12 protein-coding genes are annotated in these 14,673 nt (G+C 56.0%); 5 read left to right on the top strand and 7 right to left on the bottom strand.

What is annotated here, in order from left to right; all coding sequences use genetic code 11:
• Positions 1-136 precede the first annotated feature (136 nt).
• Entirely contained in the window at positions 137-2,443 is a 2,307-nt protein-coding gene (locus QOT07_RS13615; RefSeq protein WP_283603348.1) for an FdhF/YdeP family oxidoreductase, read from the bottom strand.
• A 281-nt stretch (positions 2,444-2,724) separates the two neighbouring features.
• On the opposite strand from QOT07_RS13615, the gene dacD reads away from it, so the two are divergent.
• The 3 genes from dacD (at position 2,725) to QOT07_RS13600 (ending at position 6,069) form a co-directional block, all read left to right on the top strand.
• Positions 2,725-3,894, top strand: a complete 1,170-nt coding sequence (dacD, locus tag QOT07_RS13610; protein ID WP_283603347.1) for a serine-type D-Ala-D-Ala carboxypeptidase DacD — start codon at positions 2,725-2,727, stop codon at positions 3,892-3,894.
• A 251-nt stretch (positions 3,895-4,145) separates the two neighbouring features.
• On the top strand, positions 4,146-4,955 hold the full coding sequence (locus tag QOT07_RS13605) for a DUF6694 family lipoprotein (protein ID WP_261426478.1): 810 nt from the start codon (positions 4,146-4,148) through the stop codon (positions 4,953-4,955).
• Positions 4,956-5,172: 217 nt separating this feature from the next.
• The gene (locus tag QOT07_RS13600; protein WP_283604361.1) at positions 5,173-6,069 is read left to right on the top strand and encodes a LysR family transcriptional regulator; all 897 of its coding nucleotides are present in this window, start codon (positions 5,173-5,175) and stop codon (positions 6,067-6,069) included.
• A 1-nt stretch (position 6,070) separates the two neighbouring features.
• Here the strand turns inward: QOT07_RS13600 and QOT07_RS13595 are convergent, their stop codons facing one another.
• From QOT07_RS13595 to sapA, 6 genes are all read right to left on the bottom strand, one after another.
• Positions 6,071-7,261: a CMD domain-containing protein gene (locus QOT07_RS13595; protein WP_207976548.1), complete on the bottom strand. Its 1,191-nt coding sequence runs from the start codon at positions 7,259-7,261 to the stop codon at positions 6,071-6,073.
• Positions 7,262-7,685: 424 nt separating this feature from the next.
• Positions 7,686-8,498 carry a putrescine export ABC transporter ATP-binding protein SapF gene (gene sapF / locus QOT07_RS13590; protein ID WP_099062884.1) on the bottom strand — a complete coding sequence of 271 codons (813 nt, stop codon included), beginning with the start codon at positions 8,496-8,498 and terminating at the stop codon, positions 7,686-7,688.
• A gap of 1 nt (position 8,499) precedes the next feature.
• Positions 8,500-9,492 carry a putrescine export ABC transporter ATP-binding protein SapD gene (gene sapD, locus QOT07_RS13585; RefSeq protein ID WP_012145360.1) on the bottom strand — a complete coding sequence of 331 codons (993 nt, stop codon included), beginning with the start codon at positions 9,490-9,492 and terminating at the stop codon, positions 8,500-8,502.
• A complete protein-coding gene (gene sapC, locus QOT07_RS13580; RefSeq protein ID WP_261417439.1) occupies positions 9,492-10,382 on the bottom strand; it encodes a putrescine export ABC transporter permease SapC in 891 nt (296 codons plus the stop codon). Before sapC ends, sapD begins: the two co-directional genes overlap by 1 nt.
• The gene (gene sapB, locus QOT07_RS13575; protein WP_099062886.1) at positions 10,369-11,334 is read right to left on the bottom strand and encodes a putrescine export ABC transporter permease SapB; all 966 of its coding nucleotides are present in this window, start codon (positions 11,332-11,334) and stop codon (positions 10,369-10,371) included. Before sapB ends, sapC begins: the two co-directional genes overlap by 14 nt.
• Positions 11,331-12,983 (bottom strand): ABC transporter substrate-binding protein SapA, encoded by a 1,653-nt coding sequence (sapA, locus tag QOT07_RS13570; protein WP_283603346.1) that lies wholly within the window; start codon positions 12,981-12,983, stop codon positions 11,331-11,333. The genes sapB and sapA overlap by 4 nt, the downstream gene beginning before the upstream one ends.
• A 205-nt stretch (positions 12,984-13,188) precedes the next feature.
• On the opposite strand from sapA, the gene folE2 reads away from it, so the two are divergent.
• Together folE2 and QOT07_RS13560 are read left to right on the top strand one after the other, a co-directional pair.
• A complete protein-coding gene (gene folE2 / locus QOT07_RS13565; RefSeq protein ID WP_207976550.1) occupies positions 13,189-14,118 on the top strand; it encodes a GTP cyclohydrolase FolE2 in 930 nt (309 codons plus the stop codon).
• On the top strand, positions 14,108-14,668 hold the full coding sequence (locus QOT07_RS13560) for an LbetaH domain-containing protein (RefSeq protein ID WP_207976552.1): 561 nt from the start codon (positions 14,108-14,110) through the stop codon (positions 14,666-14,668). Before folE2 ends, QOT07_RS13560 begins: the two co-directional genes overlap by 11 nt.
• Positions 14,669-14,673 lie beyond the last annotated feature (5 nt).

The following is a 14,673-nucleotide window of genomic DNA, read 5'->3' as shown; positions in this document are numbered from 1 at the left end:
AAGCCTAACGTCACGGTTTTACCGCGTTAGCGCGTGATTTTAGGGAATATCCAGCAGTCAAAAGTCATCGGAGAGAAAACCGGCACAGACAGCGATCGCTATATTAGCGCGCCCGGGGTAAACCGGGCGCGGCGGGTCAGGCGATACGCCGTGTCGGTTGCGCGACACAACGGCGGATTTCTACCGGTATCGACTTGGAGGTCGGCGTGCCGGTGCCGTCACCAAAACTGGCCAGCGGCACCAGCGGGTTGGTCTCGGGATAGTAAGCCGCCAGATTGCCGCGCGGGATATCGTAGCTCACCAGTTTGAAGCCGCTCACCTTGCGAGTGATGCCGTCATTCCACAGGGTTTCGATCTCCACCAGTTCGCCGTCCTGCATATCCAGTGCCGCCAGATCTTCCGGGTGAATAAACAGCACTTCTCGCTGGCCATAGACGCCGCGATAGCGGTCATCCAGCCCGTAGATGGTGGTGTTGTACTGATCGTGCGAGCGCAAGGTCTGCAGCGTGAAGGGGGCCTGGCGACCGTCCAACTGCGGGAACAGGCTGTCCGGTAATGGGGCCGCGCCAAATTCCGCTTTGCCGCTGGGGGTCGCGAAGCGCAGTTCAGCGGCGGCGTTACCCAGATAGAAACCACCCGGTTGATCGCAGCGACGGTTGAAATCCTCGAAGCCGGGAATGGTGGCGGCGATGTGATTACGGATCAACGAATAGTCATCTGCCAATTCCAGCCAGTCGAGCTGTTGGTTGCCCAGTACCGCATCGGCAATACCGCAGACAATGGCGGTTTCCGAGCGCTGGGTATCCGCCAGGGGTTTTCCGACGCCTTCAGATGCATGCACCATGCTGAACGAGTCTTCCACCGTGATGTACTGCGGGCCGCTGGCCTGCAGATCCTGTTCGGTTCGGCCGAGGGTCGGCAGGATCAGGGCGTCCTTGCCGGTAACCAGATGGCTGCGGTTAAGTTTGGTACTGATATGTACCGTCAGGTCACAGCAGCGCAGGGCGCGGGCGGTGCGTTCGGTGTCCGGTGCGGCAGCGGCCAGATTGCCACCCAGCGCCAGCAATACCTTCACTTCGCCACGCAGCATCGCTTCAATCGCCTCTACCGTGTTATGGCCCGGCTCACGTCGCGGCGAGAAGTTAAAATGCTGTTCCAGGCTGTCGAGCAGCGCCTTGGGTGACTTCTCATCAATACCCATGGTGCGGTTGCCTTGCACATTACTGTGGCCGCGTACCGGACACAGGCCGGCGCCCGGTTTACCCAACTGGCCGAACAGCAGTTGCAGGTTGGTGATCTCACGCACCGTCGGTACTGAGTGTTTATGCTGGGTGATGCCCATCGCCCAGGTACAGATTACGCGCTCAGCCCCTTGATAAATGGCCGCTGCCTGGCGCAACTGCGCTTCACTGAGACCGGACTGCTGGGTGATTTGCTCCCAGGTTGTGGCATCTACCTGCGCCAGATAGCTCTCCACGCCGACGCTGTGCTGTTCAATGAATGCCAGGTCAAACAGACCAGGTTCGCCACCCGCCAGACGCTGACGATGGCCTTCCAGCAGCGCTTTCACCATGCCGCGTACCGCTGCCATATCCCCGCCGAGGTTGGGTTGGAAATAGGCCGAACTGATCGGTGACGACTTGGGGGTCAGCATTTGAATCGGACTTTGAGGATCGGCAAAGCGCTCAAGGCCGCGCTCGCGCAGGGTATTAAAGCTGACGATACGTGCGCCACGACTGGCCGCATTTTTCAAACTGTGCAACATGCGTGGGTGGTTGGTGCCGGGGTTCTGACCAAACACGAAGATGGCGTCGGCCTTTTCAAAGTCATCCATACGGATGGTGCCTTTACCCACGCCGATGCTTTGTTTCAGGCCGACACCGCTGGCCTCATGACACATGTTGGAACAGTCGGGGAAATTACTGGTGCCGAGCATACGGCCAAACAGTTGATACAGATAGGACGCTTCGTTGCTGGCGCGTCCCGAGGTATACAGCTCGATTTGGCTGGGGTTGTCCATCTGGTGGATATGCTGGGCGATCAACGCCAGCGCGTCTGGCCAATCGATCGGCTGATAATGGTCAGTCTCGGCGTTATAGCGCATCGGGTGGGTGAGGCGGCCCTGATATTCCAGGAAGTAATCACTTTGCTGCTGCAGGGTGCTGACGCTGTGGGCGGCAAAAAATTCCGGTTCCACCGCATTACGCGTGGCTTCCCAACTGACCGCCTTGGCGCCATTTTCACAGAAACTGAAAGTGCTGTGATTATCATCGCCCCAGGCACAGCCTGGGCAGTCGAAGCCGCGGGCTTTATTCACGCGCATCAGGTTACGCAGGTTTTTCAGCGTCTGTTTGCTGTCGAGCACATAGCGGGTGGTGGCTTCGAGAGAACCCCAGCCGCCCGCCGCGCCGGTATAGGGCTTTATTGACGGTTTGAATTTCATATTGGTCTTCGCAGGTGGTTGTAGCTAAAAAGTGAACGCTTTTTTAAACGTTTTCAGTATTTATGTCACAAGTTTAGGAGGGGGCGGCGACAGCGTCTAATCGAATCGGGCTATGGCGGCATAGAGCCGGTTTATCGCGCCGTCGGCCGCAGCATACAAATCGTTGCATAATGACATCTGCTGAAAAAGAGTAATGATTCCGCTTTCCTCACAATTAATGCAGTCTATGCCACGGATTATATTGGTATTTTATTTTGCCCACAGGGCCTGAGGAACAGCGATTGAAGCGTTCAGTATTGGTGGTTATCACCGGGGTTTTGCTGCCGTTGGCGGTACAGGCGGCAGATGCACCCCAGAGTTTTCCCCTTAATACCCCGCCGGCGATAGACGCCGCCTCTTACGTATTAATGGATTACACCACCGGCCAGGTGCTGGCGCAGGCCAATGCAGATCAGCGTCGCAATCCGGCCAGCCTGACCAAACTGATGACCGGGTTGGTGATCGACCATGCGCTTGATCAGCACAAGATTGGCCTGGATGACGTAGTGACAGTGGGTAAAGATGCCTGGGCGCAGGGCAACCCAGTATTCAAGGGTTCATCGCTGATGTTCTTGAAGCCAGGTGACAGGGTCACGGTTCGCGATCTCAGTCGTGGCATTATCATCGATTCCGGTAACGACGCCTGTGTGGCCATGGCGGATTACGTGGCAGGGAGTCAGGCCGCCTTCGTCAAGCTGATGAATGAAAAGAGCGCCCAGCTGGGTCTGCAAAATACCCATTTTGAAACCGTCCACGGTCTGGATGCGCCGGGGCAATTCACCACGGCGGGCGATCTGGCGGTGATTTCACGTGCCATCATCATGAGTGAGCCGGCGGAATACCATATGTACAGCGAGAAATCGCTGACCTGGAACGGCATCACCCAGCAGAACCGCAATGGGCTGTTGTGGGACAAAAACCTGCGGGTGGACGGCCTGAAAACCGGGCATACCGAATCGGCCGGTTTTAACATTATTGCCTCTGCCACCGAAGGTGACCGCCGACTGATTGCGGTGGTGATGGGCGGTAAAAGCTCGAAAGGGCGCGAAGAACAGGCGCGTAAACTGCTGACCTGGGGCCTGCGTGATTTCGCCACCGTGCATCTGTTCAATGCCGGGCAAAGTCTGGGCCAGGAAAAAGTGTGGTACGGCGACCGCCATGAAGTCGCGGTAGGCAGTGCGCAGGATCAATACTTCAGCCTGCCGAAAAGCGAGGCGGGTAAACTGAAAGCGCAATATGTGATCAATACGCCGCGTCTTGATGCGCCGTTGGCACAGGGGCAGCCGATCGGTGAAATTCGTATCAGCGACAACGGCAAAGTACTGAAAACCTTGCCGCTGGTGGCGTTGCAGTCGGTCAATCAGGGCGGAATGTTCTCGCGCCTGATGGACTATGTGAAACTGAAAATCTGACCCTCCGGGCGCAGGGCGCTGCGCCCGAAATCCTGCAGCGATGGTATGTCCTTGACGATGGCGGTGACGACCTTATCTAAATATGAGAGTTACTAATCAAATAGTCCTCAAATATTTTTCACATTGAACAATCCCACTAAAATGTTAGGATATTTCCGATTGTAATCAAGGTGATTGCGATCTGGTTAAGGCGTCGTCGTTATTTGGCTGCCTTAAACAATAGTTAAAAATTTATCTATGGGGATAGGGAAGTGAAAAAATTGATTGGTGTAACAATGCTGGCCTTTCTACTGTCAGCATGTGACAAACCTAAAATAGATGCGTCAACTGACGAGTCCATGAAAGAATCCATTCAGAAGATTAGGGAAACACTCCCCCAGGAGAAGCAGCCTCAATTTGATGACGCGCTTAAAGTAGTCGCGTTCAGTCAGGTAAGCATGCGGGACCTCATGCAGGCAGGAGTGACTAAAGACGCAGATTTTGTACAAAACAAAATGAAGACTGCTCTGGCGGGTAAAACGGGTGATGAAGTTATCTCTTATGCCGAAACAATCAAGCTGGAACGACAAGAAAGAGAAAAAGAACAGGCTCTGCAAGAGATTACTGAGTTAGAAAACAGAAAAAAAACCTCTGCAGAAAGTGTTGAGCAACTGAAAGCTTTTAAAGTGACGAGCTCCCGGTTTTACTTCCAAAAAGAAAAATATGGAAGCGATCAGCCAATCATTGCATTAAGTGTAGAAAATGCCACGCCTAAAGCGGTATCTCGTGCTCACTTTAAGGGGGTAATTGCCAGTCCCGACAGATCTGTTCCCTGGTTTAGCGATTCATTCAATTATGAAATTGCCGGTGGTCTTGAGCCTGGTGAAAAAGCGGATTGGGCTTTGGCCCCTAATCGGTTTTCTGACTGGGGAAAACTAAAGCTACCGGCGGACGCTGTATTTACCGTCACGGTAGTGGGAGTCGACGATGCTAATGGCAAGCCTATTTTTGGTAATGCGGAATTTACAAAGCGTGATGCTGTACGCCTTGACGGACTGAAGAAAAAGTACTCCGTGAATTGAAGCTATCTTGGTAAACGTTCCCAACCCGGCAACTGAGCCGGGTTTTTTATGTCCTGCTTATAGGAACGACGGGCCGATCCAAGACTTGCCAAGATAAGGATTATCATAAAAAATATTGTTACAGTGCCCTGTAACGCGCAGGAGTGTTTTAGTCAGTATATTAGTTATGCATGATGGCCTCCTGCAACCTTTGCTGTAATAGCTGGAAATAAAGAAAATCGATATTAAGCAACTGATCTACCTGTGTAATCTCGAACGTGAGCGCCACTTTGGTCGGGCGGCCGAGGCCAGCTTCGTCAGCCAGCCGACGTTATCCATGCGGCTGAAAAACCTGGAAAAAGAGTTGGGCGTTTCGTTGATCAACCGCGGTAACAATTTCGAAGGCTTTACCGCCGAAGGCGAGCGGGTGCTGTCGTGGGCGCGTGAGATTGTCTCGGTTTATCAGGGGTTGAAGCTGGAGGTGGAGTCGCTTAAGCACGGTCTTAACGGCACGCTGCGCATCGGCGCCGTTCCTCAGTGCAGCATTTCACTGGCGCAAATGTTAAAGGCGGTCAGTGAGCGTTTTCCTCAGTTGGATTACCGGGTGTCGGTACTGAGCGCCGATCAGTTACTCGAGGCGCTGACGGCACATACCGTGGATATTGGCATCGGATTTTTTGAGTTTTCCACGCTGCAGGAACTGCATTTCCAGTCGCAACCACTGGCGGATGCCGGTGTTGAGCTGGTGTACCACCCCGAGCATTTCCCCGAATTGGCAGGGGATGCGCCACTGACGCTGGAGGAAGTAGCCGCATTGCCGCTGTGTTTGGCGGAATCGACGCGTTACTTCCGCCGCTACCTTGATCAAAACTTCCGTGAAGCCGGTTTGACGGTGCATGTGCGCATGGAAACTACCTCGATATTCCAATTGCTGCAGGGCATTTTTGTTGGACTGGGATGCGGGGTGTTTCCGCACGGTAACCTGTTGCCGACCATGATGCCAGAGCTGCAACGCCGACCGATCGCTATCGCGGCAATGTCGCGCCATGCCGCCGTGGTGGCCGCCGAGCCGGGGCGTGCATCACCATTGGCGCAGCACTTCTTTGATGCCGCGCGCGGTTGGCTATTGCGGTAACTTATTCCGCCTGGCTTTCGCTGAGGCGCTGTGTGTCCCCCAGGGTTTGGCGTAAACGGTTCTCCCAGGCATAGAGCGCCCCGGTGAGGATCACATCCAGCGCCTGCGCCTGATTCAGCCCACTGTTAAACAATGGCTGCACGCTGCGTGGCGTGAATTTTTCCGGCGTGCGGGTCAGGTCTGCAACCACCCGGATCACCGCCTGAGAAACCGAATTATCGGTACTCTCCAGCCCGTGATGAACATTGTCGAACAGGGCACTGACCAATAAGTCATCTTCAATATCCTGTGCGACGGTGGATGCGCAGTAGCGGCTGCCGTTAATGCGGGAAACCGCCAGCGTCGCCAGCGCTTTCAATCGAGCCGATAGGCCATAACCCTCGGCGTTGATGCTGTTAAATACGCCATTGCGCTCACGCAGTGCCGGAGCATCATGAGCCAGCAACAGATAATAAGACTCACTGCGGGCATCGGGATGGCTCTGATCGAGCACGTCGAGCTGTTCAGCGCGGGCCTCTTCCAGCACCACCGACGGCAGTCGTGATTGCCAGGCCAGTTCTTCCTGCGTGAATTCCACACCTTTTGCATCCTCTATGTTCGGAAAACCGGGCACCACACCGGTGGGCCGCCCGGCCAAGGCCGCGACACCGGCGACCACCCGTGCCTGATAGCTGACAAACCCGATAATTTGTGAAAACGCCACGATATCTGCCGGGCTTAACCCGACATCGCTGAGCTGCTGTAAGGCTTTAGGGCAAATCAAGGTCGGCTGACTGGCGAGTTGGCGGGCATATTGGGTGATTTGGGCCAGGCGGATATTGCTTTCACGCGAGGCATCGGGGCTGTACAGCGGGGCTAGGCGGGCCGCGTAGTGACTACAAAGAGACTGAACCCCGGTCACCTGAGCGACAGTCAGTGCGGTGCTGAGACGGTCATAAGGTGACAATGTCACAAGGCGGGTTAATTCGATCTGGTCCGGGAACAGCACGTGATAACTGGCAAGCGAGGCGTTAAACACCCCGCCGCGGGCAGTCAATGCGCTGTTCAACGCTTCGTCGGCAAAGGCTCCCAACCCCAGCAGGAAGCGATCGCGGATGCCGGCGGCCTGTGGCTCCAGCGGTTGGTCACCCCGGACGCTGCTTTGGGTTTCGTGATACCACTGGGCATTATGTTGTCGACGTAGTAGTTCCATAGGGGAGGATCCTTAATCAAGAGCAACAGCCACCGATGCGTAAGGCAGCGGCGGCAAGATAAAAAGGCAACATGCCCGTAGAGGGGCACGAAATGACAGGATCAGCGCTGACCATCGCAACACAGTGCGTGGCCATAAACAGAGAAACCTGCGGCTAAAGCGAGCAAGAACTGCGTGAGTCGGCGATTGCGGGGGCTGGTCATCAGTGCGATATCCTGTCGTTTAATAAGCTCAACGTAGGGGATATCCTCACCGATTCGATTGGCGAGATAAAATAATGTTAAGTGCTAATCAATAACTGAATGGAATAAAATATAATGAGATATAACAAAATTGTAATTTGTATTTGAGGATTTTGGCTAAGCGCCATGCCGTTTCAGCAATAAAAAACCCGCTCGGAAGCGGGTTTTCACGATCATAGGGGTCAGAACCTGCCGCCATCGCGCCGCCAGGCGTCGGCGGTCAGGGCTTCGCCGAAGTGGCTGGCGATCAGACGTTTGGTCAGTTCATGCAGCGGGGAAGCCAATACTTCGGCAGTGCTACCGCGTTCAACGATTTCCCCCTCGTGCATCACCATCACCTGATCGCTGATGTGTTTCATCATCCCCAGATGCTGGGTCACGTAGATATAGGAGATGCCGTGTTTCTCCTGCAGCTCCAGCATCAGGTTGATGATCTGCGAGCGCATCGACATATCCAGCGAGGCCAGTGCTTCATCGGCAACGATCACCTTGGGCTGCAGGATTAGCGCTCGGGCCAGCGCCACTCGCTGTTTCTGACCGGAAGCCAACATGTGCGGGTAATAATTGGCGTGGTCCGGCAGCATCCCTACCTGGCGCAGTGTCTGGTTGATGTGCTGCTCGCGCTCCGGGGCGGCCATTTCGGTATTCAGCCGCAATGGGGCATCCAGCAGTTGGCCGATACGTTGACGCGGATTGAGCGAAGTGCTCGGATCCTGAAATATCATGCGAATGCGCTGGCTACGATAGCGATAATCACCATAGTTGAGCCGATGATCATCAATCAACAGTTCGCCGGATGAGGGTTCCACCATGCCGGACAGCATCTTGGCCAGCGTCGACTTACCGGAACCGTTCTCGCCGATGATGGCCAGCGTTTGCCGCTCACGCAGCGTAAAGCTGACCGATTTCACCGCTTCTACGTGTTGACGGCGAAACAGCCCGGTGCGGTAGCGGTAGGTTTTGCTCAGATTGCGCACTTCCAACAGCGTTTCCATGTTATTGCTCCTCCATGTTCAACGGGAAGTGGCAGGCGAACAGGTGGTTTTTCACCGGGCGCAGGCGTGGTGTTTCAATACATTTTTTCTGTGCATAGGGGCAGCGTGGCCCCAGGCGGCAACCGATCGGCAAATGTTCCAGTGAGGGAATAGCCCCCGGCAGAGTATTGAGCCGGCTTTTATGCGGCAGTGCGCGGCCGAAGTCCGGCATTGAGCGGATCAGTGCCTGGGTGTAAGGATGGTGCGGTGCGGCCAGCAGGTCTTCACACTGTGCACTTTCCACCGTCTGGCCGCAGTACAGCACGTTGACCCGATCCGCCCATTTGCTCATCATTTGCAAATCGTGGCTGATCAGCAAAATAGTGGTGTTGTTGTTTTGGTTCAGGCGTGCCAGCAGGCGGAAAATCTGGGCCTGGGTGGTCGGCTCCATGGCGTTGGTCGGCTCATCGGCAATCAACAGGCGCGGCTGATTGGCCAGGGCGATGGCGATCATCACTTTCTGGCACTCACCGTCGGTCAGCTCATAAGGGAAGCTGCCCATAATATCTTTATGATCCTTGATGCCCACCCGGTGCAGCAGCTCAATGGCGCGGCGTTTGCGCCAGTTAAAACGCTGCCACCAACGACCTTTATAGGTCCAACCCGGGATCGCCTGCGCCAGCTGACGGCCGATGCTTTCGGAGGGATCCAGACAGGACTGTGGCTCCTGGAAGATCATCGAGACGTTATGCCCGACCAGTTTGCGTCGTTCACGCGGGGTTAACTGCAGCAGATCGATATCGTCAAAGCGGAAGCGGTCCGCGGTAACGCGCCAGTTGTCTTTGGTGACGCCGCAGATCGCCTTGGCGATCAAACTCTTGCCAGAGCCGGATTCCCCTACAAGGCCGCGTACTTCCCCTTCGCTCAGCGTCATGCTGACGCGGTCAACCGCCTTGACCGGCCCTTCGGCGGTCATAAATTCAATCGTCAGGTTGCGGATATCAAGTAATGGCATTATTCCACCCCCGTATTGATTGCGCGGCGCATACCGTCGCCCAACAGGTTAACCAGCAGCACGCTGATCAGGATCGCGGCACCGGGCAGCATGACCGTCCAGGGGGCGACATACACCAGCTCCAGCGAATCGCCGAGCATGGCTCCCCATTCCGGAGAGGGTAACTGTGCGCCGAGGTCAAGGAAGCCGAGGGCGGCAATATCCAGGATCGCCATCGACAGCGCGCGGGTAAATTCAGTCACCAGCACCGCCACAATATTTGGCATCACGGCGTACCACAAAATTTGCAGCGTAGAGGCACCGTCCAGACGCACCGCGACGACATACTCTTTTTCCAGCTCGTCGTGCACTGCGCTGTAGATGGTGCGCACCATGCGTGGCAATAACGCCAGCCAGACGGCCAGCATGGCGTGTTCGAGCTTGGGCCCGAGGAACGCCACCACCACAATCGCCAGCAGCAACGAAGGGATAGAAAGCAGGGTGTCGAGAATATGATTGAGCACCGCAGAACGAAAACCGCGGGTCACGCCGGCGAATACCCCGAGGATCACCCCGACAAGGGCGGCCGCCACCGTGACCAGCAGTGCGGCACCGTAAGTAGAGGCGGTACCCGCCAGCAGACGGCTGAGAATATCGCGGCCCAGGTCGTCAGTGCCGAGGAAGAAGGAAACGTTGCCGTAACGCGACCAGGAAGGCGGCAACAGTTGATAGCCCAGGAACTGTTGGTCTAGCGCATAAGGCGCCAGCAGGCTGCCGAACAGGGAAAGCAGCAGCAGCGCTATCACGCCGTAGAAGCCAATCATCGCCAGCGCATCACCGTAAAAAATCCGCCAGGTGTAGAGCAGCGGACTCGGCATTTTCTTTTCGCGGTATACGTTATCTAAGGGCATACCATTCCTTATGTTTCAGTGGGTTGGTGGCAGCGCCCAAAATATCGGCCAGCACGTTAATGGTGATTACCAGCGTGCCGACCACCATCACACCGGCGGAGATCGCCGCATAATCCTGCTGGCGGATGGCGTTAATCATCCAGCGCCCCAGGCCCGGCCAACTGAACACCACTTCGGTGATCATCGCCAGCGTCAGCATGGTAGAGAACTGTAGCCCCAGCTTGGGCACGATCGGCGGCAACGCATTATGCAATACGTGGCGGCGGATAATGGTGAAACGGGATAACCCGCGGGTCGCGGCGGCCTTAATGTAATTCTGATTGAGCACGTCGTCGGTGCTGATGCGCATCAGACGCACCACCTCGGTGGTCGGTGCTACCGCCAGTGCGGCGATCGGTAAAATCATGTGGCGCAATGCACTGCCGATCATTTCGCTGCGATAGGGTGAATCAGATAACCAGGCGTCAATCAGGGCGAAACCGGTGATCGGCTTAACCTGATATAACAAATCGAAACGGCCGGAAACCGGCAGCCAACCGAGGTGCAGTGAGAAAAACAGCATCAGCAGCAGCGCCAGCCAGAATACCGGCATTGAAAAACCGAGCAGCGCAAAGGTGCTGATGGCCGTATCTTGCCATTTACCGCGCATCACGCCGGCAATAATGCCCAGCGGAATGCCGATAAACAGCGCCAGGGTGAAAGCGAGAATGCACAGTTCCATGGTTGCCGGGAACACTTCAGCCAACTGTTGACTGATAGCCTGACCGTTAATGCTGGAGACGCCAAAATCCCAGTGCAACAGACTGACAAAGTAAAACTGGTAGGCGTCCAGCAGGGCGGCACCGTTCAGCGGCGCGTGCGGTGTGAAATAGCTCAGGCTAAAGCTGACCAGCGTCAGGAAGAACAGGGTGATCAGCAGCAGCAAGAAACGACGTAAGGTAAAGATAATCACTTTTTCGGCCCCTCCGCAGATTCACGGAACACGCCGGCAAATGACGCATTGCCGAACGGGCTCAGTACCAGTCCTTTGATGTCGTAACGATAGGCCTGCAGGCGCAATGAAGACGCCAGCGGCAACACCGGCAGTTGTTGTTCGAGAATTTTCTGCGCCTTCTGATAGTTTTCGATTCGCTGCGCCAACTGCTGTGACAGCAGGGCATTTTGCAACACTTCGTCGAACCCCGGGTCACACCAGTGAGCATAGTTGGTTTGCGAGCGGATTGCCGCGCAGCTCAGTAATGGACGGAAGAAACTGTCAGGGTCGTTACTGTCGGTGGCCCAGCCGGTCAGGGTCAGGTCGTGATTCATCTCCATCAGCCGTGCTTCCTGGAAGCGGCCTTCGACCGGCACGATGGTGACTTTAATCCCTACCTGGGCCAAGTCGGCCTGGATCAGCTCGGCGGTTTTCAACGGACTGGGGTTGTAGGATTGCGACGCGGTAGGTACCCACAGACGAAGGTTCAGTGACTCAATGCCGGCCTGTTTCAGCATTTCGCGTGATTTGGCCGGATCAAACTCGGTGACGTGCGCATCATTGTCGTACGCCCAGGAGGCGCGCGGCAAAATGGAGGCGGCCGTTTCTGCGGTGCCGTAGTAAATCGACTGCATCAGACGCTGGTTGTTGATCGCCAGCGAAATCGCCTGACGGACTTTCAAATCGTTGAGCGGCGGTTTACGGGTGTTGAAGGCCAGATAGGCGATATTCATCCCCGGGCGCAACGTCAGGCGCAGGCGCGGGTCATCACGCAGAATCGACAGCTGGCTGGCGGCCGGGTAGGCCAGCACATCACACTCGCCGGTCAGCAGCTTGGATAACCGGCCGGTGCCACCGGCACTCAGGTCGATGACCACCTGCGGCATGCGTGGTTTGCCTTTCCAGTAGACGTCGTTGCGCGCCAGACGAATATATTGCCCCGAGCGGTATTCATTCAGCAGGAAGGGGCCGGTGCCAACCGGTTCGCGGTCGATCATCTCCTGGCGGCCTTCACGGGTCAGGTCGTCAGCGTATTCTGCCGACAGTACCGGCGCATAATGGGTCGCGATATGCCATAAGAAAGAGGCGTCCGGCGCTTGCAGGCGGATCTCAACCGTGTAGTCGTCGAGCTTTTTCACGCTTTGCACCGAGTCGCCAAACTGCAGGCTGTCGAAGTACGGATACTCGCCGCCGTTGACGTCATGATAAGGGTGCTTTTGGTTAAACACGCGCTGGAAGCTGAATACCACGTCGTCGGCGTTCAGTTTACGGGTTGGTGTGAACCAGGCGGTGCTCTGAAAAGGCACGTCCTTGCGTAAATGGAAGCGGTAGGTCGCACCGTTATCCAGCACTTCCCAACTTTGCGCCAGCTCAGGGATCAGACGGTAGGTATAGGGGTCGACATCCAGCAGGCGGTCGTACAGCTGTGCAGCCAGGGTATCGACCGTCAGGCCGCTGCTGGCCATCTGCGGGTTAAAGGTGTTCAGTATGCCGCTGACACAGTAGACAAAGCCGCTCTGGCGGATGTCCGGCAACGGGGGAGCCGCTGTGGGCGCAGGAGGTGTTGAGGCCAGGGCGGTGCCCGCCAGGCAACTCAACGACAAAATCCAAAGGGGTAAACCACGCATAGAGGCTTCATGGGTTAATAAGCAATAGCATTAGTGTATCGCACTCTGGCGAACAGCCCAATCCATTGAGCAAAATGGCTGAGTTTTCTGCTACTTGATTGAACAATTCCCCCGTATCGGCAAAAAAGTTACAATTAATATGTTATAACATAACAAAATCATGTTAACGTTCTCTGGCAATGTACTGATAATCGCAAGGGGATGTATGAACATGGTTGCACTTCCACCACGCCAACCGCTGCCGGATGCGCAGGCCTGGCAGGGCGCAATGAGCGAGGTTGGGCTCGATTGGGTAGGGATGCAAGGGATCGCTCTGCCGCTGGAATTGGCAGGCAAGCCGCTGATGGCAAAGGTCAATGCCGGGATCAATCTGCGAGCCAGTCGCCAGGGTGCGCGCGGGATACATATGTCGCGCCTCTACCTGGCGTTGGATGAATTAACCCAGGGCGAACTGACGCCGCAGCGTATTAGCGATCAACTGCAGGCCTTTCTGGCGTCGCAGCCGGAGAACAGCGACCGCGCCAACCTCAGTATCAGCGGCGAACTGCTGTTGTCGCGCCCGGCGTTGTTGTCGCCACAGCGTGGCTGGAAAGCTTATCCACTGAAAATTGACGCCATGCTGACCAGCGAACTGACCCTGTCCCTGACGGTTGGTGTGCCTTATTCCTCCACCTGTCCGAGTTCGGCGGCGCTTAGCCGTCAACTGGCGCAGCAGCAATTTCAGTTTGATTTCGAACAGTCACCCGAGAAAGTCGATCAACAGCAGGTGATTGACTGGCTGGGCGAACAGGGTATGCCTGCCACGCCGCACAGCCAACGCAGTTGGGCCTGGGTGACGGTCACGCTGAATGAGGACGAAGTCGCCTTGCCGGTGGTCAATTTAATCGATCGCATCGAGCATGCGTTGGGCACACCGCTACAGACGTTGGTGAAACGTCAGGACGAGCAGGCATTTGCCCTGGCTAACGGCCAGAACCTGATGTTTTGTGAGGATGCCGCACGCCGCCTGTATCGGATGTTACGCAGTCAGTGCAATCAGCGCGCGTTTTCGTTGCGGGTGGAGCATCAGGAAAGCCTGCACGCCCACAATGCCGTGGCGGAATTGAGCTGGCAGGAGCCGGGAAATGCTGCGTAAAAACCCCAGTGGCCACCTGCCTCAGGTCTCGCCGAAAGCCTATATCGATCCCACCGCCATTATCTGTGGCCGGGTGATTGTCGAAGACTTTGTCTACGTTGGGCCGTACGCGGTGATCCGCGCGGATGAACTGAATTCAGCCGGGGACTTGGAGCCGATCATTATCGGTTCCCACTCCAATATTCAGGACGGCGTGGTGATCCACTCGAAAAGCGGTGCGGCGGTCACCATCGGGCGCTTCAGCTCTATCGCCCATCGCGCCATCGTCCATGGCCCGTGTCGCATTGAAGATCGGGTGTTTATCGGCTTCAACAGCGTGCTGTTCAATTGTCATATCGGTTCCGGCTGTGTGGTGCGCTACAACGCGGTGGTGGACGGTGTGACGCTGCCGGAAAACCTGTATATCCCGTCAACCGAACGCGTCGGCGCTGACAGCGATCTGTCGCTTTACGCGCAGGTCGATCGCGGCGCGCTGCAATTTTCTGAAGAGGTGGCCGCCACCAACATCGAACTGGTGCGCGGCTACCAGGCATTACGCAATGAGTTTTGAGTGAG

It is taken from the genome of Serratia proteamaculans, assembly GCF_949794035.1.
GTDB lineage: Bacteria > Pseudomonadota > Gammaproteobacteria > Enterobacterales > Enterobacteriaceae > Serratia > Serratia proteamaculans.
This window is presented reverse-complemented; position numbering and strand designations above follow the sequence as displayed.

Bases quoted from the DNA above. Each gene is read 5' to 3' on its own strand.
- QOT07_RS13615 (WP_283603348.1), bottom strand. From the start codon at position 2,443: ATGAAATTCAAACCGTCAATAAAGCCCTATACCGGCGCGGCGGGCGGC.
- QOT07_RS13595 (WP_207976548.1), bottom strand. From the start codon at position 7,261: ATGGAACTACTACGTCGACAACATAATGCCCAGTGGTATCACGAAACC.
- sapF (WP_099062884.1), bottom strand. From the start codon at position 8,498: ATGGAAACGCTGTTGGAAGTGCGCAATCTGAGCAAAACCTACCGCTAC.
- sapD (WP_012145360.1), bottom strand. From the start codon at position 9,492: ATGCCATTACTTGATATCCGCAACCTGACGATTGAATTTATGACCGCC.
- sapC (WP_261417439.1), bottom strand. From the start codon at position 10,382: ATGCCCTTAGATAACGTATACCGCGAAAAGAAAATGCCGAGTCCGCTG.
- sapA (WP_283603346.1), bottom strand. From the start codon at position 12,983: ATGCGTGGTTTACCCCTTTGGATTTTGTCGTTGAGTTGCCTGGCGGGC.
- folE2 (WP_207976550.1), top strand. From the start codon at position 13,189: ATGAACATGGTTGCACTTCCACCACGCCAACCGCTGCCGGATGCGCAG.
- QOT07_RS13560 (WP_207976552.1), top strand. From the start codon at position 14,108: ATGCTGCGTAAAAACCCCAGTGGCCACCTGCCTCAGGTCTCGCCGAAA.